This window comes from Streptomyces kaniharaensis, from assembly GCF_009569385.1.
Lineage (GTDB): Bacteria > Actinomycetota > Actinomycetes > Streptomycetales > Streptomycetaceae > Kitasatospora > Kitasatospora kaniharaensis.
Window position 1 is genome coordinate 2282209 of record NZ_WBOF01000001.1, and the last position, 21379, is coordinate 2303587.

At 67.5% G+C, this 21379-nt stretch carries 34 protein-coding genes and 1 pseudogene; all 35 read right to left on the minus strand.

Features of this window, described 5'->3' with window-relative positions:
• Positions 1 to 46: 46 nt before the first annotated feature.
• Positions 47 to 547, minus strand: a complete 501-nt coding sequence (rpsI, locus tag F7Q99_RS10260; protein ID WP_326846499.1) for a 30S ribosomal protein S9 — start codon at positions 545 to 547, stop codon at positions 47 to 49.
• Between the two features lie 45 nt (positions 548 to 592).
• Positions 593 to 1036, minus strand: coding sequence for a 50S ribosomal protein L13 (rplM, locus tag F7Q99_RS10265; RefSeq protein WP_030055846.1), 444 nt, complete (start codon positions 1034 to 1036; stop codon positions 593 to 595).
• A 241-nt stretch (positions 1037 to 1277) separates the two neighbouring features.
• Positions 1278 to 2936 carry an ABC-F family ATP-binding cassette domain-containing protein gene (locus F7Q99_RS10270; RefSeq protein ID WP_153460979.1) on the minus strand — a complete coding sequence of 553 codons (1659 nt, stop codon included), beginning with the start codon at positions 2934 to 2936 and terminating at the stop codon, positions 1278 to 1280.
• Between the two features lie 60 nt (positions 2937 to 2996).
• Positions 2997 to 3908: a tRNA pseudouridine(38-40) synthase TruA gene (gene truA / locus F7Q99_RS10275; RefSeq protein ID WP_326846500.1), complete on the minus strand. Its 912-nt coding sequence runs from the start codon at positions 3906 to 3908 to the stop codon at positions 2997 to 2999.
• 90 nt (positions 3909 to 3998) lie between these two features.
• Positions 3999 to 4496 (minus strand): 50S ribosomal protein L17, encoded by a 498-nt coding sequence (gene rplQ / locus F7Q99_RS10280; RefSeq protein WP_153460981.1) that lies wholly within the window; start codon positions 4494 to 4496, stop codon positions 3999 to 4001.
• A gap of 127 nt (positions 4497 to 4623) precedes the next feature.
• Positions 4624 to 5646 carry a DNA-directed RNA polymerase subunit alpha gene (locus tag F7Q99_RS10285; protein ID WP_030055844.1) on the minus strand — a complete coding sequence of 341 codons (1023 nt, stop codon included), beginning with the start codon at positions 5644 to 5646 and terminating at the stop codon, positions 4624 to 4626.
• 146 nt (positions 5647 to 5792) lie between these two features.
• Positions 5793 to 6200 (minus strand): 30S ribosomal protein S11, encoded by a 408-nt coding sequence (rpsK, locus tag F7Q99_RS10290; protein ID WP_030232513.1) that lies wholly within the window; start codon positions 6198 to 6200, stop codon positions 5793 to 5795.
• A 72-nt stretch (positions 6201 to 6272) separates the two neighbouring features.
• Positions 6273 to 6653, minus strand: a complete 381-nt coding sequence (gene rpsM, locus F7Q99_RS10295) for a 30S ribosomal protein S13 (RefSeq protein ID WP_097237495.1) — start codon at positions 6651 to 6653, stop codon at positions 6273 to 6275.
• 192 nt (positions 6654 to 6845) lie between these two features.
• Entirely contained in the window at positions 6846 to 6959 is a 114-nt protein-coding gene (gene rpmJ / locus F7Q99_RS10300; RefSeq protein ID WP_003956441.1) for a 50S ribosomal protein L36, read from the minus strand.
• Positions 6960 to 6995: 36 nt separating this feature from the next.
• Positions 6996 to 7217 (minus strand): translation initiation factor IF-1, encoded by a 222-nt coding sequence (gene infA / locus F7Q99_RS10305; RefSeq protein ID WP_003956442.1) that lies wholly within the window; start codon positions 7215 to 7217, stop codon positions 6996 to 6998.
• 179 nt (positions 7218 to 7396) lie between these two features.
• On the minus strand, positions 7397 to 7822 hold the full coding sequence (mscL, locus tag F7Q99_RS10310; RefSeq protein WP_326846501.1) for a large conductance mechanosensitive channel protein MscL: 426 nt from the start codon (positions 7820 to 7822) through the stop codon (positions 7397 to 7399).
• A gap of 144 nt (positions 7823 to 7966) precedes the next feature.
• Positions 7967 to 8806: a type I methionyl aminopeptidase gene (gene map / locus F7Q99_RS10315; protein ID WP_153460982.1), complete on the minus strand. Its 840-nt coding sequence runs from the start codon at positions 8804 to 8806 to the stop codon at positions 7967 to 7969.
• A gap of 108 nt (positions 8807 to 8914) precedes the next feature.
• Positions 8915 to 9568 (minus strand): adenylate kinase, encoded by a 654-nt coding sequence (locus F7Q99_RS10320; protein WP_153460983.1) that lies wholly within the window; start codon positions 9566 to 9568, stop codon positions 8915 to 8917.
• Positions 9568 to 10878 carry a preprotein translocase subunit SecY gene (gene secY / locus F7Q99_RS10325; protein ID WP_326846502.1) on the minus strand — a complete coding sequence of 437 codons (1311 nt, stop codon included), beginning with the start codon at positions 10876 to 10878 and terminating at the stop codon, positions 9568 to 9570. Before secY ends, F7Q99_RS10320 begins: the two co-directional genes overlap by 1 nt.
• A gap of 325 nt (positions 10879 to 11203) precedes the next feature.
• Positions 11204 to 11656 (minus strand): 50S ribosomal protein L15, encoded by a 453-nt coding sequence (gene rplO, locus F7Q99_RS10330; protein WP_153460985.1) that lies wholly within the window; start codon positions 11654 to 11656, stop codon positions 11204 to 11206.
• A gap of 2 nt (positions 11657 to 11658) precedes the next feature.
• Positions 11659 to 11841, minus strand: a complete 183-nt coding sequence (rpmD, locus tag F7Q99_RS10335) for a 50S ribosomal protein L30 (protein ID WP_030055835.1) — start codon at positions 11839 to 11841, stop codon at positions 11659 to 11661.
• Complete coding sequence (rpsE, locus tag F7Q99_RS10340; protein WP_153460986.1) at positions 11841 to 12461, minus strand: 30S ribosomal protein S5; 621 nt, start codon at positions 12459 to 12461, stop codon at positions 11841 to 11843. The genes rpmD and rpsE overlap by 1 nt, the downstream gene beginning before the upstream one ends.
• Positions 12462 to 12509: 48 nt before the next feature.
• Positions 12510 to 12894 (minus strand): annotated as a pseudogene (gene rplR, locus F7Q99_RS10345) (50S ribosomal protein L18).
• Between the two features lie 3 nt (positions 12895 to 12897).
• Positions 12898 to 13437, minus strand: coding sequence for a 50S ribosomal protein L6 (rplF, locus tag F7Q99_RS10350; protein ID WP_153460988.1), 540 nt, complete (start codon positions 13435 to 13437; stop codon positions 12898 to 12900).
• A gap of 22 nt (positions 13438 to 13459) precedes the next feature.
• The gene (rpsH, locus tag F7Q99_RS10355) at positions 13460 to 13867 is read right to left on the minus strand and encodes a 30S ribosomal protein S8 (RefSeq protein ID WP_153460989.1); all 408 of its coding nucleotides are present in this window, start codon (positions 13865 to 13867) and stop codon (positions 13460 to 13462) included.
• 267 nt (positions 13868 to 14134) lie between these two features.
• Positions 14135 to 14320: a type Z 30S ribosomal protein S14 gene (locus tag F7Q99_RS10360; protein ID WP_030393303.1), complete on the minus strand. Its 186-nt coding sequence runs from the start codon at positions 14318 to 14320 to the stop codon at positions 14135 to 14137.
• Positions 14321 to 14324: 4 nt separating this feature from the next.
• Positions 14325 to 14894, minus strand: coding sequence for a 50S ribosomal protein L5 (gene rplE / locus F7Q99_RS10365; protein WP_153460990.1), 570 nt, complete (start codon positions 14892 to 14894; stop codon positions 14325 to 14327).
• Entirely contained in the window at positions 14894 to 15205 is a 312-nt protein-coding gene (gene rplX, locus F7Q99_RS10370) for a 50S ribosomal protein L24 (protein WP_100892787.1), read from the minus strand. Before rplX ends, rplE begins: the two co-directional genes overlap by 1 nt.
• Before the next feature lie 15 nt (positions 15206 to 15220).
• Entirely contained in the window at positions 15221 to 15592 is a 372-nt protein-coding gene (rplN, locus tag F7Q99_RS10375; RefSeq protein ID WP_030232481.1) for a 50S ribosomal protein L14, read from the minus strand.
• A gap of 102 nt (positions 15593 to 15694) precedes the next feature.
• Positions 15695 to 15967, minus strand: coding sequence for a 30S ribosomal protein S17 (gene rpsQ / locus F7Q99_RS10380; protein WP_153460991.1), 273 nt, complete (start codon positions 15965 to 15967; stop codon positions 15695 to 15697).
• Positions 15967 to 16191 (minus strand): 50S ribosomal protein L29, encoded by a 225-nt coding sequence (rpmC, locus tag F7Q99_RS10385; RefSeq protein ID WP_030232478.1) that lies wholly within the window; start codon positions 16189 to 16191, stop codon positions 15967 to 15969. The genes rpsQ and rpmC overlap by 1 nt, the downstream gene beginning before the upstream one ends.
• The gene (gene rplP, locus F7Q99_RS10390; RefSeq protein ID WP_030300385.1) at positions 16191 to 16610 is read right to left on the minus strand and encodes a 50S ribosomal protein L16; all 420 of its coding nucleotides are present in this window, start codon (positions 16608 to 16610) and stop codon (positions 16191 to 16193) included. The genes rpmC and rplP overlap by 1 nt, the downstream gene beginning before the upstream one ends.
• 5 nt (positions 16611 to 16615) lie before the next feature.
• Positions 16616 to 17440 carry a 30S ribosomal protein S3 gene (gene rpsC / locus F7Q99_RS10395; RefSeq protein ID WP_097237487.1) on the minus strand — a complete coding sequence of 275 codons (825 nt, stop codon included), beginning with the start codon at positions 17438 to 17440 and terminating at the stop codon, positions 16616 to 16618.
• Positions 17440 to 17787, minus strand: coding sequence for a 50S ribosomal protein L22 (gene rplV, locus F7Q99_RS10400; RefSeq protein ID WP_030280773.1), 348 nt, complete (start codon positions 17785 to 17787; stop codon positions 17440 to 17442). The genes rpsC and rplV overlap by 1 nt, the downstream gene beginning before the upstream one ends.
• A 57-nt stretch (positions 17788 to 17844) precedes the next feature.
• The gene (gene rpsS, locus F7Q99_RS10405) at positions 17845 to 18126 is read right to left on the minus strand and encodes a 30S ribosomal protein S19 (protein WP_030280772.1); all 282 of its coding nucleotides are present in this window, start codon (positions 18124 to 18126) and stop codon (positions 17845 to 17847) included.
• Between the two features lie 11 nt (positions 18127 to 18137).
• Positions 18138 to 18974, minus strand: coding sequence for a 50S ribosomal protein L2 (gene rplB, locus F7Q99_RS10410; protein ID WP_153460992.1), 837 nt, complete (start codon positions 18972 to 18974; stop codon positions 18138 to 18140).
• Between the two features lie 46 nt (positions 18975 to 19020).
• Entirely contained in the window at positions 19021 to 19338 is a 318-nt protein-coding gene (rplW, locus tag F7Q99_RS10415; RefSeq protein ID WP_030280768.1) for a 50S ribosomal protein L23, read from the minus strand.
• Positions 19338 to 20015 (minus strand): 50S ribosomal protein L4, encoded by a 678-nt coding sequence (rplD, locus tag F7Q99_RS10420; RefSeq protein ID WP_153460993.1) that lies wholly within the window; start codon positions 20013 to 20015, stop codon positions 19338 to 19340. The genes rplW and rplD overlap by 1 nt, the downstream gene beginning before the upstream one ends.
• Positions 20016 to 20019: 4 nt before the next feature.
• A complete protein-coding gene (gene rplC, locus F7Q99_RS10425) occupies positions 20020 to 20667 on the minus strand; it encodes a 50S ribosomal protein L3 (RefSeq protein WP_153460994.1) in 648 nt (215 codons plus the stop codon).
• A gap of 14 nt (positions 20668 to 20681) precedes the next feature.
• On the minus strand, positions 20682 to 20990 hold the full coding sequence (gene rpsJ, locus F7Q99_RS10430) for a 30S ribosomal protein S10 (RefSeq protein ID WP_012785157.1): 309 nt from the start codon (positions 20988 to 20990) through the stop codon (positions 20682 to 20684).
• Positions 20991 to 21379: the final 389 nt, after the last annotated feature.

Here is a 21379-nt window from a genome sequence, read left to right on the forward strand (position 1 = left end):
CAGGGGAGCGGCGCCGCCAGGCGGTACGCAACCCCCTGGGACGCGATTAGCGCTTGCTGTACTGCGGCGCCTTGCGGGCCTTCTTCAGACCGGCCTTCTTGCGCTCGACGGCGCGGGCGTCACGGGTCAGGAAGCCGGCCTTCTTCAGCGCGCCGCGGTTGTTGTCCACGTCGGCCTCGTTCAGGGCACGGGCCACGCCGAGGCGCAGCGCGTAGGCCTGGCCGGACACGCCACCGCCGGTGATGCGGGCGACGACGTCGTAACGGCCGTCCAGCTCAAGGAGCTTGAAGGGCTCGTTCACGGTCTGCTGGTGCACCTTGTTGGGGAAGTAGTTCTCCAGGGTGCGACCGTTGATCTTCCACTGGCCGGTGCCGGGGACGATGCGCACGCGGGCGATCGCCTCCTTGCGACGGCCGAGGCCGGCGCCCGGGATGGCCTCGCCGAAGCGGCCGGCCAGCGACTCGGAGGTGTAGCTCTCCTCGGAGGTGTACTCGCCCTCGACGTTCTCGTCGAAGTCGACCTCAAGGGTTTCAGTGGTCTCGGCCACGGTGTTCCTCAGCTCTTTTCAGTGTTGGGGGGCTTGGTGGCCGAATTACTGCGCGACCTGGGTGATCTCGAACGGCACCGGCTGCTGGGCAGCGTGCGGGTGCTGGTCGCCCGAGTAGACCTTCAGCTTCGAGAGCATCTGACGGCCCAGGCTGTTCTTGGGGATCATGCCCTTGATGGCCTTCTCGACGGCCTTCTCCGGGTTGTTCGCCAGCAGGTCGTCGTAGCGCACCGAGCGCAGACCGCCCGGGAAGCCCGAGTGGCGGTAGGCCAGCTTCTGGGTCTTCTTGTTACCGGACAGGTGCACCTTGTCGGCGTTGATGATGATGACGAAGTCACCAGTGTCAACGTGCGGCGCGTAGATCGCCTTGTGCTTGCCCCGGAGGAGGTTGGCGGCCTGGGAAGCCAGGCGGCCGAGCACGACGTCGGTCGCGTCGATGACGTGCCACTGACGCTGGACGTCGCCGGGCTTGGGGCTGTACGTACGCACGGTCGTAGCCTTCGCTTTTCAGTGAGTGAGTCCTGACAGGAGCACCCGGACGGAAGAGCAGCCTGGCCAACCTTGGACGCAATTCAAGGGGGACCGCTGGTCGTCGACCTGATGTCTCCGGCGTACCGACCTCTCACGTGAGATAGAGCGAGCCAATACGCACATCAAGCGTCCAGGTTACCGGGCGGGCCGGGAGGGGTCAAAAACGCCCCCCTTCCACCGGCCGGAGGCCCGCGCCGGTTCAGCGTTCGCGGTCCACCCGGGTGACGTCCCAGACCGGCTCGGGCGACTCGTACACCCGACCGTCCGCCCCGAACACCAGGAAGCGGTCGAAGGTCTTGGCGAACCAGCGGTCGTGGGTGACGCACAGCACGGTGCCGTCGAAGGCCTCCAGCCCGGCCTGCAGCGCCTCGGCACTCTCCAGGTCCAGGTTGTCGGTCGGCTCGTCGAGCAACAGCGCCGTCACACCGGAGAGTTCGAGCTTGAGGATCATCAGCCGGGCCTGCTGGCCGCCGGACAGCGACTCGAACTTCTGCTCCTCCTGCCGGTCCAGCTCGTACCGGCGCAGCGCGCCCATCGCGGCGCCGCGGCTGAGCGCGTGCTCCTCCTCGACGATCGAGCGCACCGTCCGGCCGAACAGCTCCGGGTGGGCGTGGGTCTGCCGGAAATGGCCGGGGACGACCCGGGCGCCGAGCTTCCAGTCGCCCGTGTGCTCGACCGTCGTGTCGCCGGCCAGCAGCCGCAGGAGGTGCGACTTGCCGGCGCCGTTGGCGCCCAGCACGGCGACCCGCTCGCCGTAGAAGACCTCCAGGTCGAAGGGCTGCATCAGACCGGTGAGCTCCAGCCGCTCCATGGTGAAGGCGCGCACGCCGGTGCGCCCGCCCTTGAGCCGCATGGTGATGCTCTGCTCGCGCGGCGGCGCCTCCGGCGGGCCGGCGTCCTCGAACCTCTTCAGCCTGGTCTGCGCGGCCGCGTAGCGGGAGGCCATGTCGTGGCTGACGGCCGCGGCCTGGCGCAGGGTGACGACCAGCTTCTTGAGCTTGGCGTGCTCCTCGTCCCAGCGGCGGCGCAGCTCCTCGAAGCGCTCGAATCGGGCCTTGCGGGCCTCGTGGAAGGTGTCGAAGCCGCCGCCGTGCACCCAGACGCTGCTGCCGGCCGCGCCGGCCTCGACGCTGATGATCTTGTCGGCGGTGCGGGAGAGCAGCTCGCGGTCGTGCGAGATGTACAGGACGGTCTTCGGGGTGGCCCTGATGGCCTCCTCCAGCCAGCGCTTGCCCGGGACGTCCAGGTAGTTGTCCGGCTCGTCGAGCAGCAGCACCTCCTCCGGGCCGCGCAGCAGCGCCTCCAGCACGAGCCGCTTCTGCTCGCCGCCGGAGAGGGTGTTCAGGCCGCGCCACTGGGCCTTGTCGAAGGGCATGCCGAGGGCCGCCATGGTGCAGACGTCCCAGTCGGTCTCGTAGTCGTAGCCGCCGACGTCGGCCCAGTCGGCGAGCGCCTGGGCGTAGGCCATCTGGGTCTTCTCGTCGTCCTGGGCGATCATCGCCAGCTCGGCGGCGTCCACCGCGCGGGCGGCGACGGCGATCCGCTCGGGGGCGACGGACACCAGCAGGTCGCGGACCGAGGCGTCCGGCGGGAGCGCGCCCGGGGTGGCCTGCTGGTCCTCGCGGCCGGTGGTGCCGACGAACTGGCGCATCACGCCGAGCCCGCCGCTGATCGTCACCGAGCCGCCGTGCGGCTGGAGGTCGCCCGCGATCATGCGCAGCAGGGTGGTCTTGCCGGCGCCGTTGGCGCCGACCAGGGCGACCGCGGAGCCCTCGCCGACCCGGAAGGACGCGTCGTCGAACAGCACCCGCCCGTCCGGCAGGTAGTACTCCAGGTGCGAAATCTCGACGTGTCCCATGGGAGGGATTCTCGCAAGCGGACGCGCCGGGCCAAAACGGATTACCGCCCGAAGCGACTGCTACCGGGCAGCCGGCTGCCCGGGCAGCGTGCGCATCCGCCGGGCCTGGCGGTTGCGCTCGGCGAGCTGGCCGTCCGGCGGGTAGCCGACCTCCTCCAGCGTGAGCCCGTACGGCCGGATCACGTTGACCGCGGAGTTGCGGACCCCGCCGGCCAGCACCTCGCCCGGGAACTCCACCGGCCGGTGCCCGTCGCCGACCAGCAGCATCGCGCCGACCAGGGCGCGGACCATGTTGTGACAGAACGCGTCGGCCCGGACGGTGGCGACCGCGAGCGAGCCCTCCTGCGCGGCGTAGGTGTCCACCGGGACGCGGTCCCAGTGCAGCTCCAGCAGGGTGCGGATGGTGGTGGCGCCCTCGCGCTTCTTGCAGTACGCGGCGAAGTCGTGCTCGCCGAGCAGCAGCTTCGCGGCCTCGTTCATCCGGTCCAGGTCGAGCGGCCGGTCGTGCCAGAGCACGTGCCCGCGCAGCAGCGGGTCCACCCCGCCGGGGTGGTCGGCGACCCGGTACGCGTACCGGCGCCAGATCGCCGAGAAGCGCGCGTCGAACCCGGCCGGCGCCTCGCCGACCCGGTAGATCCGGACGTCCCCGGGCAGCCGCCCGGCCAGCCGGCGCAGCAGCTTCTCCCGGTGCGCCTCCCACAGCTCGGCCGGCAGGTCGACGTGCGCGACCTGGCCCCGGGCGTGCACCCCGGCGTCGGTGCGGCCGGCCACGGTCAGCGGGAACAGCTCGGAGCTGCGGGTGACGATCTGCAGGGCGGTCTCGATCTCCTCCTGGACCGTCCGGCGGCCGCCCTTCTGGCGGGCCCAGCCGGAGAACTCGGCGCCGTGGTAGGCGAGGTCGAGCCGGACCCGGACGTGCCCGTCGGCCGGGCCGTCCTTCACCGGCGGCTGCTCGGCGCAATCGTTGACCACTGCTTCTCTTCTCCCGGGGACCTCGAAGACAAAGGAACGGGCCCGCTCCCCCATCGCTGGGAAAACGGGCCCGCGGAACACCTGGAGGTGTCAGGCCTGCTCGGCCTCGGCAGCCTCGTCAGCCTTGCTGGCCTCATCGGCCTTGGGGGCCTCGACCTTGGCCTCCTCGGCCTCCTTGACGGCACGCTGGGTGGCGGCCTCGGCCTCGCCGACGGCGGTCTGCGCGACGGTCAGCGCCTCGACCAGCTCGATCACGGCCATCGGGGCGTTGTCGCCACGACGGGGACCGATCTTGGTGATGCGGGTGTAGCCACCCGGGCGGTTCTCGTAGCGCGGCGCGATCTCGGTGAAGAGGGTGTGCAGCACCGCAACGTCGGTGATGGTCTTGCGCACCAGGCGACGGTTGTGCAGGTCGCCCTTCTTCGCCTTGGTGATCAGCTTCTCCGCCAGCGGGCGCAGGCGGCGGGCCTTGGCCTCGGTGGTGGTGATGCGGCCGTACTGGAACAGCTCACGGGCCAGACCGGCGAGCAGCAGCGGCTCGTGGTGCGGGCCACCGCCGAGGCGGGCACCCTTGGTGGGACGCGGCATGGAATTACTCCTCGAATCTCCGACTGCGGCCGTACCAGGTACCGCAGCGGGCGTACGGGCACTGTGCCCGCACGACTTTCACGACAACGGGGGCGGTTCCGGAGAACCGCCCCCGCGGTCAAGTCTCTCAGTACTGCTCGGTCTCGGCGTAACCCGCGTCGTCCAGGTCGTCGGCGCCGAAGGCGTCGGCGGCGGCGGTCGGGTCGAACCCGGGCGGGCTGTCCTTGAGGGCCAGGCCCATGCCGGCCAGCTTCGCCTTGACCTCGTCGATCGACTTCGCGCCGAAGTTGCGGATGTCGAGCAGGTCGGCCTCGGAGCGGGCGACGAGCTCACCCACGGTGTGGATGCCCTCGCGCTTGAGGCAGTTGTAGGAGCGGACGGTGAGCTCCAGCTCCTCGATCGGCAGCGCCAGGTCGGCGGCGAGGGCGGCGTCCGTCGGGGACGGGCCCATGTCGATGCCCTCGGCGTCGATGTTCAGCTCGCGGGCGAGGCCGAACAGCTCCACCAGGGTCTTGCCGGCCGAGGCCATGGCGTCACGCGGACGCATGGCGGGCTTGGTCTCGACGTCGACGATCAGCTTGTCGAAGTCGGTCCGCTGCTCGACACGGGTGGCCTCGACCTTGTAGGTGACCTTCAGCACCGGGCTGTAGATCGAGTCGACCGGGATGCGGCCGATCTCCTGGCCGGAGGCCTTGTTCTGGACGGCGGAGACGTAGCCGCGACCGCGCTCGACGGTCAGCTCCATCTCCAGCTTGCCCTTGCCGTTCAGGGTGGCGAGGACCAGCTCGGGGTTGTGCACCTCGACACCGGCCGGCGGCGCGATGTCGGCGGCGGTGACGACACCCGGGCCCTGCTTGCGCAGGTACATCACGACCGGCTCGTCGTGCTCCGAGGAGACGACCAGCTGCTTGATGTTGAGGATGAGGTCGGTCACGTCCTCCTTGACGCCCGGCACGGTGGTGAACTCGTGCAGGACGCCGTCGATGCGGATGCTGGTGACAGCGGCACCCGGGATCGACGACAGGAGCGTGCGGCGCAGGGAGTTGCCGAGGGTGTAGCCGAAGCCCGGCTCCAGCGGCTCGATCACGAACCGCGAGCGGAACTCGTCGACGACCTCTTCGGTCAGCGAGGGACGCTGAGCGATCAGCATGGTTTTCAAATCCTCCAGTGTCTTCGGCACCCACTATTTGATGCCGAACAGAACCAGCGTACGGGGTCCCGCCGGCAGTGACGAATCACTGTGCGGGACCCCGTACGAGGTTTTGAGCCAGGACCTAGCTGCCCGAAGGCGCTGCGTCAGACGCGGCGGCGCTTCGGCGGACGGCAGCCGTTGTGCGGGGTGGGGGTGACGTCCTGGATCGAGCCGACCTCGAGGCCGGTGGCCTGGAGCGAACGGATCGCGGTCTCGCGGCCGGAGCCCGGACCCTTCACGAAGACGTCAACCTTGCGCATGCCGTGCTCCTGCGCGCGACGGGCAGCGGCCTCGGCGGCCATCTGCGCGGCGAACGGGGTGGACTTGCGCGAGCCCTTGAAGCCGACGTGGCCGGCGGAGGCCCAGGAGATCACGTTGCCCGCGGGGTCGGTGATCGAAACGATGGTGTTGTTGAACGTGCTCTTGATGTGCGCGTGGCCGTGAGCGACGTTCTTCTTTTCCTTGCGGCGGATCTTCTTCGCGCCGGCAGCCTGACGACCCTTGGGGGGCATAAGTCTGTTCTCCTACTGAGGTGGTCGGTCCGCTGACCCGCGGGCCGGAGGGATGTCCGGTTACGGGACGGACTACTTCTTGCCCGGCTTCTTCTTGCCGGCGATCGCGCGACGCGGGCCCTTGCGGGTACGCGCGTTGGTGTGGGTGCGCTGGCCACGGACCGGCAGGCCACGGCGGTGACGCAGACCCTCGTAGCAGCCGATCTCGACCTTGCGGCGGATGTCGGCGGCCACCTCACGGCGGAGGTCACCCTCGACCGTGTAGTTGGCGTCGATGTACTGGCTCAGCTTGACCAGGTCTTCCTCGGAGATGTCGCGAACGCGGACATCCGGGTTGACGCCGGTCTCGGCGAGGGTCTGCTGGGCGCGGGTACGGCCGATGCCGTACACGTAGGTGAGGGCGATCTCGATCCGCTTCTCACGGGGGAGATCAACGCCGGCGAGGCGTGCCATTCAAGGCTCCTGTGGTTCTTCAGAGGTCTTGCGTGCTACCTACTCCGGCATCTCTCGGTCCTACGGACGTTGAGGAGGAGCCCCGGCCTCTGACCGGGGGCGGCAGTCCGCCCTTGCACAGGGACGGATCGGGTAGCCCGCTTATGACGTTTTCGCGTCGCGCGAAGTACTACGAGAAATGCGGGAGAGAGATCAGCCCTGGCGCTGCTTGTGGCGCAGGTTGTCGCAGATCACCATGACCCGGCCGTGACGGCGGATCACCTTGCACTTGTCGCAGATCTTCTTGACGCTCGGCTTGACCTTCATGCTTCAGGTTCTCCGGGTCTAGATCTGGCGTGTTGCTTACTTGTAGCGGTAGACGATCCGGCCACGCGTGAGGTCGTAGGGGCTGAGCTCCACGACGACCCGGTCGTCCGGCAGGATGCGGATGTAGTGCATGCGCATCTTGCCACTGATGTGCGCGAGGACCTTGTGACCGTTCTGCAGCTCGACCTTGAACATCGCGTTCGGAAGAGACTCGATCACGGTGCCCTCGATCTCAATGGCGCCTTGCTTCTTAGCCATGAACTGCGAGATCCACCTTCCGGGACCGGCTACCGTATGCGGAACGCTCGTGCGAACCTGGGTTCACCCCAGCCCCGAAGGGAAGAGGGCGTGCTGAAGCACGCTACGAGTGAGCCGACGGTCCATCCTACGCCAGCGCGTCCGATGGGCCAAAACCGGGGCCCGGAAGGCGGTAGGCGTCACACTCCGGCGGAGGCCGTCAGCGGCTCGACGGGGGCGGTGCAGGCCGAGCAGCGGCGGGCGGTCTCGGGGATCTCGGTGAGGCACTCCGGGCAGGGGCGCTTCGGGGTCGTCAGCTTCTTCGGCAGGTAGCGCTCGGTGGCCTTGGCGACCGGCAGGACGACGCAGAAGTAGAGCACCGCGGCGGTCATGAGGAACGCGATCACGACGTTGAGGAACTGGCCGTACGGGAAGGTGACCCCGGCGGCCGTCGCCTTGTACGAGCTGAAGTCGCCGGCCGCGCCGACCACCACGCCGACCAGCGGGGTGAGGAAGGCGGACACGAAGCCGTTCACCACCCCGGTGAACGCGGCACCGATGACCACGCCGACGGCCATGTCGACGACGTTGCCGCGCATCATGAAGTCGCGGAATCCCTTGAGCACTTGCTCTCTCCTGCTCGCTCGACGGCCACTGGTAGCCACTACTGGCCGATAAAAATAGGACAAAGGCCCCGGGGTTCCAAACCCCGGGGCCCTGATCCCTTGTCAGTAGCGGCGGTCGGCCGCCCTGCGCGCTCGCTCCAGCGACTAGCCGAGCGGGTCCGGAGCCGCGGTGATGCCGAGCTTCGCGAGCTCCGCCTTGCCACCGTCGAACGCGGTCAGGACCAGCGGGCCCTGCTCGGTCACGGCCACCGAGTGCTCCCAGTGCGAGGCCCAGGTGCCGTCGTTGGTGACGACCGTCCACTCGTCGTCCAGCACGGTGGTGTGCGGGGTGCCCAGCGAGACCATCGGCTCGATCGCCAGCACGGTGCCGGGGATCAGCTTCGGGCCCTTGCCGCGGCCGCGCTCGACGTAGTTCAGCACGTGCGGCTCCATGTGCATCGCGGTGCCGATGCCGTGGCCGCCGTAGCCCTCGGTGATGCCCCACTTGCCCTTCGGCGGCAGCGGCTGGCGGCGGATGAAGCTCTCGATCGCCTTGGAGACGTCGACCAGGCGGTTGCTCTTCTTCATCTGGGCGATGCCGGCCCACATCGAGCCCTCGGTGACCCGGCTCAGCATCTCGACCTCCGGGCGGACCTCGCCGACCGCGACGGTGATCGCCGCGTCGCCGTGCCAACCGTCCAGGATCGCGCCGCAGTCGATCGAGATGAGGTCGCCCTCCTGGAGCACCCGGTCGCCGGGGATGCCGTGCACGACCTCGTTGTTCACCGAGGCGCAGATCACGCCCGGGAACCAGAGGCCGCCGTGGTGGGCGCGGAAGTTGGACGTGGCGCCGTGGTCGGTGATCACCTTGTCCGCGATGTCGTTCAGCTCCTGGGTGGTCACACCCGGAGCCACCGCCTCCCGGCAGGCCTTCAGCGCCTCGGCGACGACCAGCCCGGCCGCTCGCATCTTCGCGATCTGCTCGGGGGTCTTGATCTCCACCATCTGGTCACGCCTTCCACGTTCCGTTTGCCACTGCCTACCACCGTACGACGCCGTACGGCCGCGCTGCCCCGAGCGGGGAGCGCGGCCGTACGGACGACGCCGGGAAACTCAGTTGTCCTGCTTCAGCGCCTCGATCGCGCGCTGGGTGACCTCGTCCACCTTGCCGAGGGCCGAGATCGTCGCCACCAGGCCCTGCTGGACGTAGTAGTCGATGATCGGCTCGGTCTCCGTGTGGTAGACCTCCAGGCGCGTGCGCACCTTCTCCTCGGTGTCGTCCGAGCGCTGGTACAGCTCGCCGCCGCACTCGTCGCAGACGCCCGAGACCTTCGGCGGGTTGTAGTCCACGTGGTAGACGTGGCCGCCGTCGTTGCGGCACAGGCGGCGGCCGGCGATCCGGCGGACCACCTCGTCCTCGGGGACCTCCAGGTCCAGCACGCCGTCGAGCACGATGCCCTGCTCCGCGAGGAACTCGTCCAGCGCCTTGGCCTGGCCGAGGTTGCGCGGGAAGCCGTCGAGCAGGAAGCCCTTCGCGGCGTCCGGCTGCAGCATCCGGTCCTTGGCCATCCCGATGGTGACCTCGTCCGGCACCAGGCGACCCGCGTCCATGTAGCTCTTGGCCTCGAGCCCCAGCGGGGTGCCCTGACCGATGTTGGCACGGAACAGGTCGCCGGTGGAGATGTGGGGAATGGACAGGGTCTTGGCGAGCAGGTGCGCCTGAGTACCCTTCCCAGCCCCGGGAGGACCGACGAGGACGATACGCATCAGCGGAGGAACCCTTCGTAATTGCGCTGCTGGAGCTGGCTCTCGATCTGCTTCACAGTTTCGAGTCCGACGCCGACGACGATGAGCACGCTGGTGCCGCCGAACGGGAAGTTGGTCTGCTGTCCGAAGGCGACCAGGGCGATCATCGGGATCAACGCGATCAGGCCCAGGTAGAGCGAACCCGGCCACGTGATTCGGGTGAGCACGTAGTTCAGGTACTCGGCCGTCGGCCGGCCGGCCCGGATGCCCGGGATGAACCCACCATACTTCTTCATATTGTCGGCAACTTCTTCGGGGTTGAAGGAGATGGCGACGTAGAAGAAGGCGAAGAAGACGATCAGCAGGAAGTAGGTGGCCATGTAGATCGGGTGGTCACCCTTGACGAAGTTCGTCCGGATCCAGGTCGCCCAACCCGCCTGGCTGTTGGTCAGCTGGACCACCAGGGCCGGGATGTACAGCAGCGACGAGGCGAAGATGACCGGGATGACACCGGCCTGGTTCACCTTGAGCGGGATGTAGGTCGAGGTGCCGCCGAACGCCCGGCGGCCGATCATCCGCTTCGCGTACTGGACCGGGATCCGGCGCTGGGCCTGCTCGACGAAGATGACCAGCATCACAACGATGACGCCGACCGCGACCACGGACAGGAACTCGACCCAGCCGCCGCCGATGGTGCCCGACTGCTTGATCGCCCACATGTTGGAGGGGAACTGCGCCGCGATCGAGGTGAAGATCAGCAGCGACATGCCGTTGCCGATGCCGCGGTCGGTGATCAGCTCGCCCAGCCACATGATCACGGTGGTGCCGGCGGTCATGGTCAGCACCATGACGGCGATCCGGAACACGTGGGTGTCCGGCACGATCTGGTTGGCCAGCGGGCAGCCGGAGAACAGCGCGCCGCTGGAGGCCGTCGCCACGATGCCGGTGCCCTGGAGCACGGCGAGCGCGATGGTCAGGTACCGGGTGTACTGGGTGATCTTCGCCGTACCGGCCTGGCCCTCCTTCTTCAGCGCCTCGAGTCGCGGGATGACGACGGTGAGGAGCTGGAGGATGATGCTCGCCGTGATGTACGGCATGATGCCGAGGGCGAAGATCGTCAGCTGGAGCAGCGCTCCACCGCTGAACAGGTTGACGAGCCCGAAGAGACCACTGTTCTTGGTCTCCTTCACACACTCGTTCACCGCCGTGAAGCTCACGCCCGGGAGCGGGATGTGCGAGCCCAGCCGGAACAGCACCATGATGCCCAGCGTGAACAGCAGCTTCTTGCGCAGGTCGGGCGTCTGGAACGCCCGCGCGAACGCACTGAGCACGGTGCCTCCTGCGCCTCCCGCGCGTCGTCGGCGGGAGGGTCGGTCCTGATTGGGGAGTTTGCGGTTCGGGCTCCCGTACAGACGGCACAGGCGAGCCTACGCGCAGCCTACAAGGGAACTCCACGGACTCTAACAGTGCGCGGCCACTCGGAAGAAGCGCGTACGGCCGCTCCCCCACTCACGGGGTACGGGATGCCCGGTTTTGCCACACAAAAGAACGACGGCCGGCGCGGCCTGATTTCGGCCCGCGGGCGACTGCCGGAAAAGCACGGGCCCCGCACCTCCCGAAGGAGATGCGGGGCCCGGAGCAACCAGGTCAGCGGGCTCAGACGAGCTCGGTGACCGTACCGCCGGCGGCGGTGATCTTCTCGGCGGCGGAGCCGGAGACGGCGTCGACCGTCACCTGCAGCGCGACCGAGATCTCGCCGGTGCCGAGCACCTTGACGAGGGAGTTCTTGCGAACCGCGCCCTTGGCGACCAGGTCCTCGACCGTGACCTCGCCACCCTGCGGGTAGAGCTCGGCCAGCTTGTCGAGGTTGACGACCTGGAACGTGATCTTGAACGGGTTCTTGAAGCCCTTCAGCTTCGGCAGACGCATGTGGAGCGGCATCTGGCCACCCTCGAAGCGCTGCGGAACCTGGTAGCGGGCCTTGGTGCCCTTGGTACCACGACCGGCGGTCTTACCCTTGGAGCCCTCACCACGACCCACACGGATCTTGTCGGTCTTGGCACCCGGGGCGGGACGCAGGTTGTGGATCTTGATCGGCTGGTCGGCCATGATCAGTCCACCTCCTCAACCGTCACCAGGTGACGGACCGTGTGGGCCATCCCGCGGATCTCGGGACGGTCCTCCTTCACCACGACGTCGTGCATGCGCTTGAGGCCAAGCGAACGCAGGGTGTCACGGTGGTTCTGCTTGCTGCCGATGTACGACTTGGTCTGCGTGATCTTCAGGCGAGCCATCAGGCGCTCACCCCAGCAGCACGCGCCCGCAGCAGAGCGGCGGGGGCCACGTCCTCCAGCGGCAGGCCACGACGGGCGGCGATCTCCTCGGGGCGGACGAGGCCCTTCAGAGCAGCCACGGTGGCGTGCACGATGTTGATCGCGTTGTCGGAGCCGAGCGACTTCGACAGGATGTCGTGGATGCCGGCGCACTCCAGGACGGCACGCACCGGACCACCGGCGATAACACCGGTACCGGGGGCGGCGGGCTTCAGCAGCACGACGCCGGCGGCCTTCTCACCCTGGATCGGGTGCGGGACGGTGCCCTGGATACGGGGAACCTTGAAGAAGTTCTTCTTGGCCTCCTCAACGCCCTTGGCGATGGCGGCCGGAACCTCCTTCGCCTTCCCGTAACCGACACCCACGGTGCCGTCGCCATCGCCCACCACGACCAGCGCGGTGAAGCTGAAACGACGACCACCCTTGACAACCTTGGCGACACGGTTGATCGCAACGACGCGCTCGACGTAAGCGGTCTTCTCGACGGCGGGGGCGTTGCCCCGGTCGTCGCGCTTACGGTCGCGCCGCTCGCCACCGGTGCCGCCGCCGGCGCCGCTACCGCGGCGCTGGGGTCCAGCCATTGGAATTACCTCTCTCGATTACGTCCGCCGACAGAGTCGACGAGCGGCTTAGAAGTCGAGCCCGGCCTCGCGGGCCCGCGTCCGCCAGGGCGGCGATGCGGCCGGCGTACCGGTTGCCCGCGCGGTCGAAGACGACCGACTCGATGCCGGCGGCCTTGGCGCGCTCGGCGACCAGGCTCCCGACCTTCTTGGCCAGCTCGGTCTTGTCGCCCTCGGCGCCCTTGATGGACACGTCGAGGGTGGACGCCGACGCCAGGGTGTGACCCTTGGCGTCGTCGATGACCTGGGCGACCATGTGACGGTTCGAGCGCGTCACGACGAGACGCGGACGCACCTCGGTGCCGACGACGCGCTTGCGAACGCGGATCGCGCGGCGCTTGCGAGCGGCGCTCTTGTAGGCGTTGCCCTTGCCGATCTTGACAGAGACGCTCATCGCTTACTTACCACTCTTTCCGACCTTGCGGCGGATGACCTCGCCCGCGTACTTGACGCCCTTGGCCTTGTACGGGTCGGGCTTGCGCAGCTTGCGGATGTTCGCGGCGACCTCGCCGACCTTCTGCTTGTCGATGCCGTCCACGTGGAACTTGGTGGGCGACTCGACGACGAAGGAGATGCCCTCCGGCGCGGCGACCAGGATCGGGTGGCTGTAGCCGAGCGAGAACTCCATGTCGGAGCCCTTCGCCGCGACGCGGTAACCAACACCGCTGATCTCCAGCGACTTGCGGTAGCCCGCGGTCACGCCGGTGATCATGTTCGCCACCAGCGTGCGGGTCAGGCCGTGCAGGGCCTTCGAGCGACGCTCGTCGTTCGGGCGGGTGACGAGCACGGTGCCGTCCTCGCCCTTGCCGATTGCGATGGGCTCGGCGACGACGTGGGTGAGGGAGCCCTTCGGGCCCTTCACCGAGACCGCCTGGCCATCGATGGTGACGTCCACGCCAGCGGGGACCTGGATGGGCAGCCGTCCAATGCGCGACATTGCTGTACCTCCGTTTCCCGAATTACCAGACGTAGGCGAGAACTTCTCCGCCTACGCCCTTCTTGGCGGCCTGCTTGTCGGTCAGGAGGCCGGAGGACGTGGAGATGATCGCCACGCCCAGGCCGCCGAGCACCTTCGGCAGGTTGGTGGACTTTGCGTAAACACGCAGACCCGGCTTGCTGATGCGCTTGATGCCGGCGATGGAGCGCTCACGGTTGGGGCCGAACTTGAGCTCGATGGTCAGCTTCTTGCCGACCTCGCCCTCGGCGGGGTCCTCAACCTTGTAGGAGGAGATGTACCCCTCCTGCTGCAGGATCTCGGCGACGTGCGCCTTGATCTTGCTCGACGGCATCGCGACAGAGTCGTGGTACGCCGAGTTCGCGTTACGCAGACGCGTGAGCATGTCTGCGATGGGGTCGGTCATGGTCATGATGGCCTCAGGCCTCTCTCGCCGTGGTTTCTCCGCACCAGGTCCCCCTTCCGCACTCTTCCGAGTTCGGCAGGGGCACAAGCGCAGGGGACCTACGACGTAGTAAGACTGGGTGCGAGCCCTCCCAGAAGAGGACCACGGGCATCCATGGGGAAGCCGTGGCAGGGGGCCCGACCCCACTACCTTACGGGAAGCCGTACGGCAGGCCCAAACGGGCCGGTGTGGGATCGGGCACCTCTGCTTCGCTGTGTGCCTAAAGCGCCTGGATTACCAGGAGCTCTTGGTCACGCCCGGCAGCTCGCCGCGGTGCGCCATCTCACGGAGGCAGACACGGCAGAGGCCGAACTTGCGGTACACCGAGTGCGGACGGCCGCAGCGCTGGCACCGGGTGTAGGCCCGGACGCCGAACTTCGGCTTGCGCTCGGCCTTCGCGATGAGGGACTTCTTCGCCATTGGCTCACGCCTCCTTGAACGGGAAGCCCAGAGCGCGCAGGAGCGCCCGGCCCTCGTCGTCGGTCTGAGCGGTGGTCACGACGGTGATGTCCATACCGCGCTGACGGTCGACCTTGTCCTGGTCGATCTCGTGGAACATAACCTGCTCGGTCAGACCGAAGGTGTAGTTGCCACGGCCGTCGAACTGCTTCGGGGAGAGACCACGGAAGTCACGGATTCGCGGCAGAGCCAGCGAGACCAGACGGTCCAGGAACTCCCACATGCGGTCACCACGGAGGGTGACGTGGGTGCCGATCGGCTGGCCCTCGCGCAGCTTGAACTGCGCGATGGACTTACGAGCCTTGGTCACGGCCGGCTTCTGACCGGTGATGGCGGTCAGGTCGCGGATCGCGCCCTCGATCAGCTTGCTGTCACGGGCAGCCTCGCCGACACCCATGTTGACCACGACCTTGACCAGGCCGGGGATCAGCATGACGTTCTCGTACTTGAACTGCTCGTTCAGCTGGCCCTTGATCTCGGAGTTGTAACGCTCCTTGAGGCGGGGGGCCACCTTCTCAACAGTCGTCTCAGACATCAGATGTCCTCACCGGTTCGCTTGGCAACGCGGATCTTGTTGCCCTCGTCGTCGAAGCGGTAGCCAACGCGGGTGACGACCTTCTTGCCGTCCTTCTCCACGACCAGCTGGACGTTGGAGACGTGCACCGGGGCCTCGACGGTGACGATGCCACCCTGAGTGCCCGGACCCGGCTTGGTGTGCTTCTTGACCCGGTTCACACCCTCGACCAGGACCTTGTTCTCGGCGGGGAGGGCCTGGATGACCTTGCCCTGCTTGCCCTTGTCCTTGCCGGTGATGACCTGAACCAGGTCACCCTTCTTGATCTTCATGCTGTTCGCCATGGGTTAGAGCACCTCCGGCGCCAGCGAGATGATCTTCATGAACTTCTTGTCGCGCAGCTCGCGGCCCACGGGGCCGAAGATGCGGGTGCCACGGGGGTCACCCTCGGTGTTCTTCAGCACGACAGCGGCGTTCTCGTCGAAGCGGATGTACGAGCCATCCGGACGACGGCGCTCCTTGACGGTGCGGACGACGACGCACTTGACGACGTCGCCCTTCTTCACCGAACCACCGGGGATCGCGTCCTTGACGGTCGCGACGATGACGTCCCCGATACCGGCGTAGCGGCGACCGGAGCCACCGAGAACACGGATGCAAAGGATCTCCTTGGCACCAGTGTTGTCGGCAACACGCAGTCGCGACTCCTGCTGGATCACAGCTTTCTCCTGATCGTCAACGAGAGTCGACGGGCCGGCCGCTGCTCACATCGGCGTCCCTGTGGGACCCGTTGCACATACGGCCGTACCTCATCGGCTTCGTTACTTGGCCTTCTCGAGGATCTCGACGACGCGCCAGCGCTTGCTCGCGGACAGCGGGCGGGTCTCCGCAAGGAGGACCCGGTCGCCCACGCCGCACGCGTTCTGCTCGTCGTGCGCCTTCAGCTTGTTCGTACGGCGGATGACCTTGCCGTACAGAGCGTGCTTGACGCGGTCCTCGACGGCGACGACGACGGTCTTGTCCATCTTGTCGCTGACGACGAGACCCTCACGGGTCTTGCGGAAACCGCGCGTCTCGTTGGTGTTCTCAGTCATCAGGCGTTCTCCACCGTCTCGATGCCCAGCTCGCGCTCGCGCATCAGGGTGTAGATCCGCGCGATGTCCTTGCGGACGAGCTTGAGCCGTCCGTGGTTGTCGAGCTGCCCGGTCGCCGCCTGGAAGCGGAGGTTGAACAGCTCCTCCTTGGCCTCGCGCAGCTTGGCAACGAGACCCTCGTTGTCCAGCGAGCGAAGCTCAGCAGCCTTGGTAGCGGCCGACATCAGCTCTCACCGTCCTCGCGCCGGACGATCCGGCACTTCATCGGCAGCTTGTGCGCGGCGCGGGTGAGCGCCTCGCGAGCAACCTTCTCGTTCGGGTACGACAGCTCGAACATGACCCGACCCGGGTGCACGTTCGCGATCCACCACTCCGGCGAACCCTTACCGGAACCCATGCGGGTCTCGGCCGGCTTCTTGGTGAGCGGGCGGTCCGGGTAGATGTTGATCCAGACCTTGCCACCACGACGGATGTGACGGGTGATCGCGATACGAGCGGACTCGATCTGACGGTTCGTCACGTAGGCCGGGGTCACGGCCTGGATGCCGAACTGGCCGAACGCCAGCTCGGTGCCACCCTTGGAAGCGCCACGGCGCTTCGGGTGGTGCTGCTTGCGGTGCTTGACCCGACGGGGGATCAGCATTTGGGTCAGGCCTCCGTTCCGGTGTTCTCAGCAGCCGGAGCCTCGACGGCCGGGGCCGCGGGGGCCTCGGCAGCGGCGGGACGACGGCCACGGCCACCGCGCTCGCCACCACGGCGCTCGCCACCGCGGGCGGGACGACCACCCTCGGGACGGGCCGGGCGGTTGCCCGAGCGGGCAGCGGCGTTCTCAGCGCGGACCTCGGCGATGTTCTTGACGTCGCCCTTGTAGATCCAGACCTTCACGCCGATGCGGCCGAAGGTCGTCTTGGCCTCGAAGAAGCCGTAGTCGACGTTCGCGCGCAGGGTGTGCAGCGGCACACGGCCCTCGCGGTAGAACTCCGAACGGCTCATCTCGGCGCCGCCGAGACGACCGGAGCACTGGACCTTGATGCCCTTGGCGCCGGACTTCATGGTGCCCTGCATCGACTTGCGCATGGCACGACGGAAGGAGACGCGGGAGGACAGCTGCTCCGCGACGCCCTGAGCCACGAGCTGGGCGTCCAGCTCGGGGTTCTTGACCTCGAGGATGTTCAGCTGGACCTGCTTGCCGGTCAGCTTCTCGAGGTCGCCGCGGATGCGGTCGGCCTCGGTGCCACGGCGACCGATGACGATGCCGGGACGGGCGGTGTGGATGTCAACGCGGACGCGGTCGCGGGTGCGCTCGATCTCGACCTTGGAGATGCCGGCGCGCTCCATGCCCTTCGTCATCATGCGACGAATGGCGACGTCTTCCTTGACGTAGTCCTTGTACAGCTTGTCGGCGTACCAACGGGACTTGAAGTCCGTGCTGATGCCGAGGCGGAACCCGTGCGGGTTAACCTTCTGGCCCATTACCGGGTCCCTTCCTTGCTGCTGACGACCACGGTGATGTGGCTGGTCCGCTTGCGGATCCGGTAGGCACGGCCCTGGGCACGCGGACGGAACCGCTTCAGGGTCGGGCCCTCGTCAACGTACGCCTCGGAGATGTAGAGGTCGTCCACGTTGGAGTGGTTGTAGTTGTGCGCGGCGTTGGCGATGGCGCTGTCGAGCACCTTGCCGACCGGCACGGTGGCGGCCTGCGGAGCGAAACGCAGGACGGCCTGGGCCTCCGTGGCATTCATGCCACGGATGAGGTCCACCACGCGGCGGGCCTTCATGGGCGTCACGCGGATGTACCGCGCCTGTGCCCTGGCTTCCATGGTTGTCCCCTTAATGGAGTAAGTCATTGAGTCGTTCTGGCGCTTAAGCTCAGGCGCTTAGCGACGCTTCGACTTCCGGTCTTCCTTCACGTGACCACGGAAGGTACGGGTCGGAGCGAACTCGCCGAGCTTGTGGCCGACCATCGACTCGGTGACGAACACCGGGACGTGCTTGCGGCCATCGTGGACCGCGATCGTGTGACCGAGCATGCTCGGGGAGATCACGGAACGACGGGACCAGGTCTTGATGACGTTCTGGGTACCCGCCTCGTTCTGAGCGTCCACCTTCTTGATGAGGTGGCCGTCGATGAAGGGGCCCTTCTTGAGACTGCGCGGCATCTGACCTGCTCCTAGCGCTTCTTGTTGGTCTTGCGGCGGCGCACGATGAGCTTGTCCGACGCCTTGTTCGGGCGACGGGTACGGCCCTCGGGCTTACCCCACGGCGAGACCGGGTGGCGACCACCGGAGGTCTTACCCTCACCACCACCGTGCGGGTGGTCGATCGGGTTCATGGCGACACCACGCACGGTCGGGCGGACGCCCTTCCAGCGCATGCGGCCGGCCTTGCCCCAGTTGATGTTCGACTGCTCGGCGTTGCCGACCTCGCCGACGGTGGCGCGGCAGCGCGCGTCGACCAGGCGGATCTCACCGGAGGGCATGCGCAGGTGCGCCATGCGACCCTCACGGGCGAGCAGCTGGATGCCGGAACCGGCGGAGCGGGCCAGCTTGGCACCGCCACCGGGACGCAGCTCCACCGCGTGGATGGTGGTACCGACCGGGATGTTGCGCAGCGGCAGGTTGTTGCCCGGCTTGATGTCGGCGCCAGCGCCGTTCTCGATCCGGTCACCCTGCGTGATGCCGCGCGGCGCGATGATGTAGCGCTTCTCGCCGTCCGCGTAGTGCAGGAGCGCGATGCGCGCGGTGCGGTTCGGGTCGTACTCGATGTGTGCGACCTTGGCCGGCACGCCGTCCTTGTCGTGACGACGGAAGTCGATCACGCGGTAGGCGCGCTTGTGACCGCCACCCTGGTGGCGAGCGGTGATACGACCGGCGTTGTTACGGCCGCCCTTGCTGTGCAGGGGGCGAACCAGCGACTTCTCCGGCGTGGACCGCGTGATTTCTACGAAGTCGGCCACGCTGGAGCCACGACGGCCCGGCGTAGTCGGCTTGTACTTGCGGATGCCCATTTGGCTCTCTCGTCCTCGTCCTAATCGACGATCACGATCTCCCTGTTCAGGAGACCGGACCACCGAAGATGTCGATGCGGTTGCCCTCGGCCAGCGTCACGATGGCGCGCTTGGTGTCCTTGCGCTTGCCAAAGCCCGTCTTGGACCGCTTGCGCTTGCCCTGACGGTTGATCGTGTTGACAGCCTCGACCTTGACCGAGAAGACCGCCTCGACGGCCTGCTTGATCTGGGTCTTGTTGGCGCCCGGCGACACGATGAACGTGTACTTGTTCTCGTCGAGAAGGCTGTAGCTCTTCTCGGAGATGACCGGCTTCACCAGGACGTCACGGGGGTCCGTGAACGTCTTGCTCGTAACGTCGCTCATCAGGCGGCGCTCCCTTCGAGCTCGCCCTCAGCGGCAACGGCCTTGGCGGACGCGGCCGGACCGGCCACGAAACGCTCGAAGGCGGCCTGGGTGAAGACCACATCGTCGGAGACGAGCACGTCGTAGGTGTTCAGCTGACCGGCGTCCAGGATGTGCACGTTCGGCAGGTTGCGAGCGGACTTGACGCCCAGCTCGTCCGCGCGCTCGACGACCAGGAGGACGTTCTTGCGCTCGGTGATCTTGCCGAACAGGCTCTTGGCGGCCTTGGTCGACGGCGCCTCGGTCGCGGTCACGCCGGTCACGACGTGAATGCGGTTGTGGCGGGCCCGGTCGGTGAGCGCACCGCGCAGGGCGGCGGCGATCATCTTCTTCGGGGTCCGCTGCGAGTAGTCGCGCGGCACGGGACCGTGCACGACGCCACCGCCGGCGAACTGCGGCGCACGGGTCGAGCCCTGACGGGCGCGGCCGGTGCCCTTCTGGCGGTACGGCTTCTTGCCGCCACCGCGGACCTCGCCACGAGTCTTGGTCTTGTGGGTGCCCTGACGGGCCGCAGCGAGCTGCGCCACGACGACCTGGTGCATCAGCGGAACGCTGACCTTCGCGTCGAAGATCTCGGCCGGCAGCTCGATGCTGCCGGTCTTGTCGCCAGCCGGCGACAGGATGTCAATGGTGCTCATTTCCTCACAGCCCCTTCGCCGCGGTGCGGACGAGGACGAGGCCGCCGTTCGGGCCCGGGACGGCGCCCTTGATGAGCAGCAGACCCTTCTCCGCGTCGACCGCGTGCACGGTCAGGTTCTGGGTGGTCACACGCTCGTGGCCCATCCGACCAGCCATGCGCAGGCCCTTGAACACACGGCCCGGGGTGGCGCAGCCACCGATGGAGCCGGGCGAGCGGTGCTTGCGCTGGGTGCCGTGACCGGCGCCGAGACCACGGAAGTTGTGGCGCTTCATGACACCGGCGAAGCCCTTGCCCTTGGAGGTGCCGGTCACGTCGACCTTGACACCCGCCTCGAACAGCTCGGCGGTGATCTCCTGGCCCAGGGTGTACTCGGACGCGTCCGAGGTACGGAGCTCGACCAGGTGGCGGCGCGGGGTGACACCGGCCTTGGCGAAGTGGCCCGCGAGGGGCTTGTTCACCTTGCGGGGGTCGATCTCGCCGAAGCCGATCTGGACGGCGTCGTAGCCGGCCGGGCTGTCGGCGGTGTGGACCTGGGTCACGACATTCGGCCCGGCCTTGACGACGGTCACCGGGACGACCCGGTTGTTCTCGTCCCAGACCTGGGTCATGCCGAGCTTCTCGCCCAGGATGCCCTTAATCTGCTTAGCCATCTTCGGTGCGCCTCTCAGAGCTTGATCTCGATGTCGACGCCCGCCGGCAGGTCGAGACGCATCAGCGAGTCAACCGTCTTCGGCGTGGGGTCGAGGATGTCGATCAGACGCTTGTGAGTACGCATCTCGAAGTGCTCGCGCGAGTCCTTGTACTTGTGCGGCGAGCGGATGACGCAGTACACGTTCTTCTCAGTGGGCAGCGGCACCGGGCCCGCGACCTGCGCACCAGTACGGATCACCGTCTCGACGATCTTCTTCGCCGAGGAGTCGATGACCTCGTGGTCGTAGGCCTTGAGCCGGATGCGGATCTTCTGTCCCGCCATGGCTACTCAGTAGTCCTTTGTCGTCAGTTTGCTGCACGGCCGACCTCCGACCCCCGCGCTCGGGCGTGTCGCACTCGCGCTTGCAAAAAACCGGCGAAGAACTTCGTCGGTTTCGAACTTTGGGGTGGGGGGCGCCGGGTCGAGGCCCCGCATACGCTTCCCGGAAGATTCCCGTACTTTCGCCCCGCAGCTGCCGTGGCGTCGACTTCACGCTTAACGGCCATCACGGGAACGACGAGTACGTGGGACTCGCTTCCGGTCCTCCCGGCGGGAGGCGCGCAGCATCGGCACTCAACCGAGCAACTTGGACATACTGCCACATGGAGCAGCCCGGATGCCAATCGGGGCCGGTGGGTGCGCCCCACCGGCCCCGATCGGGTCGCCTCCGC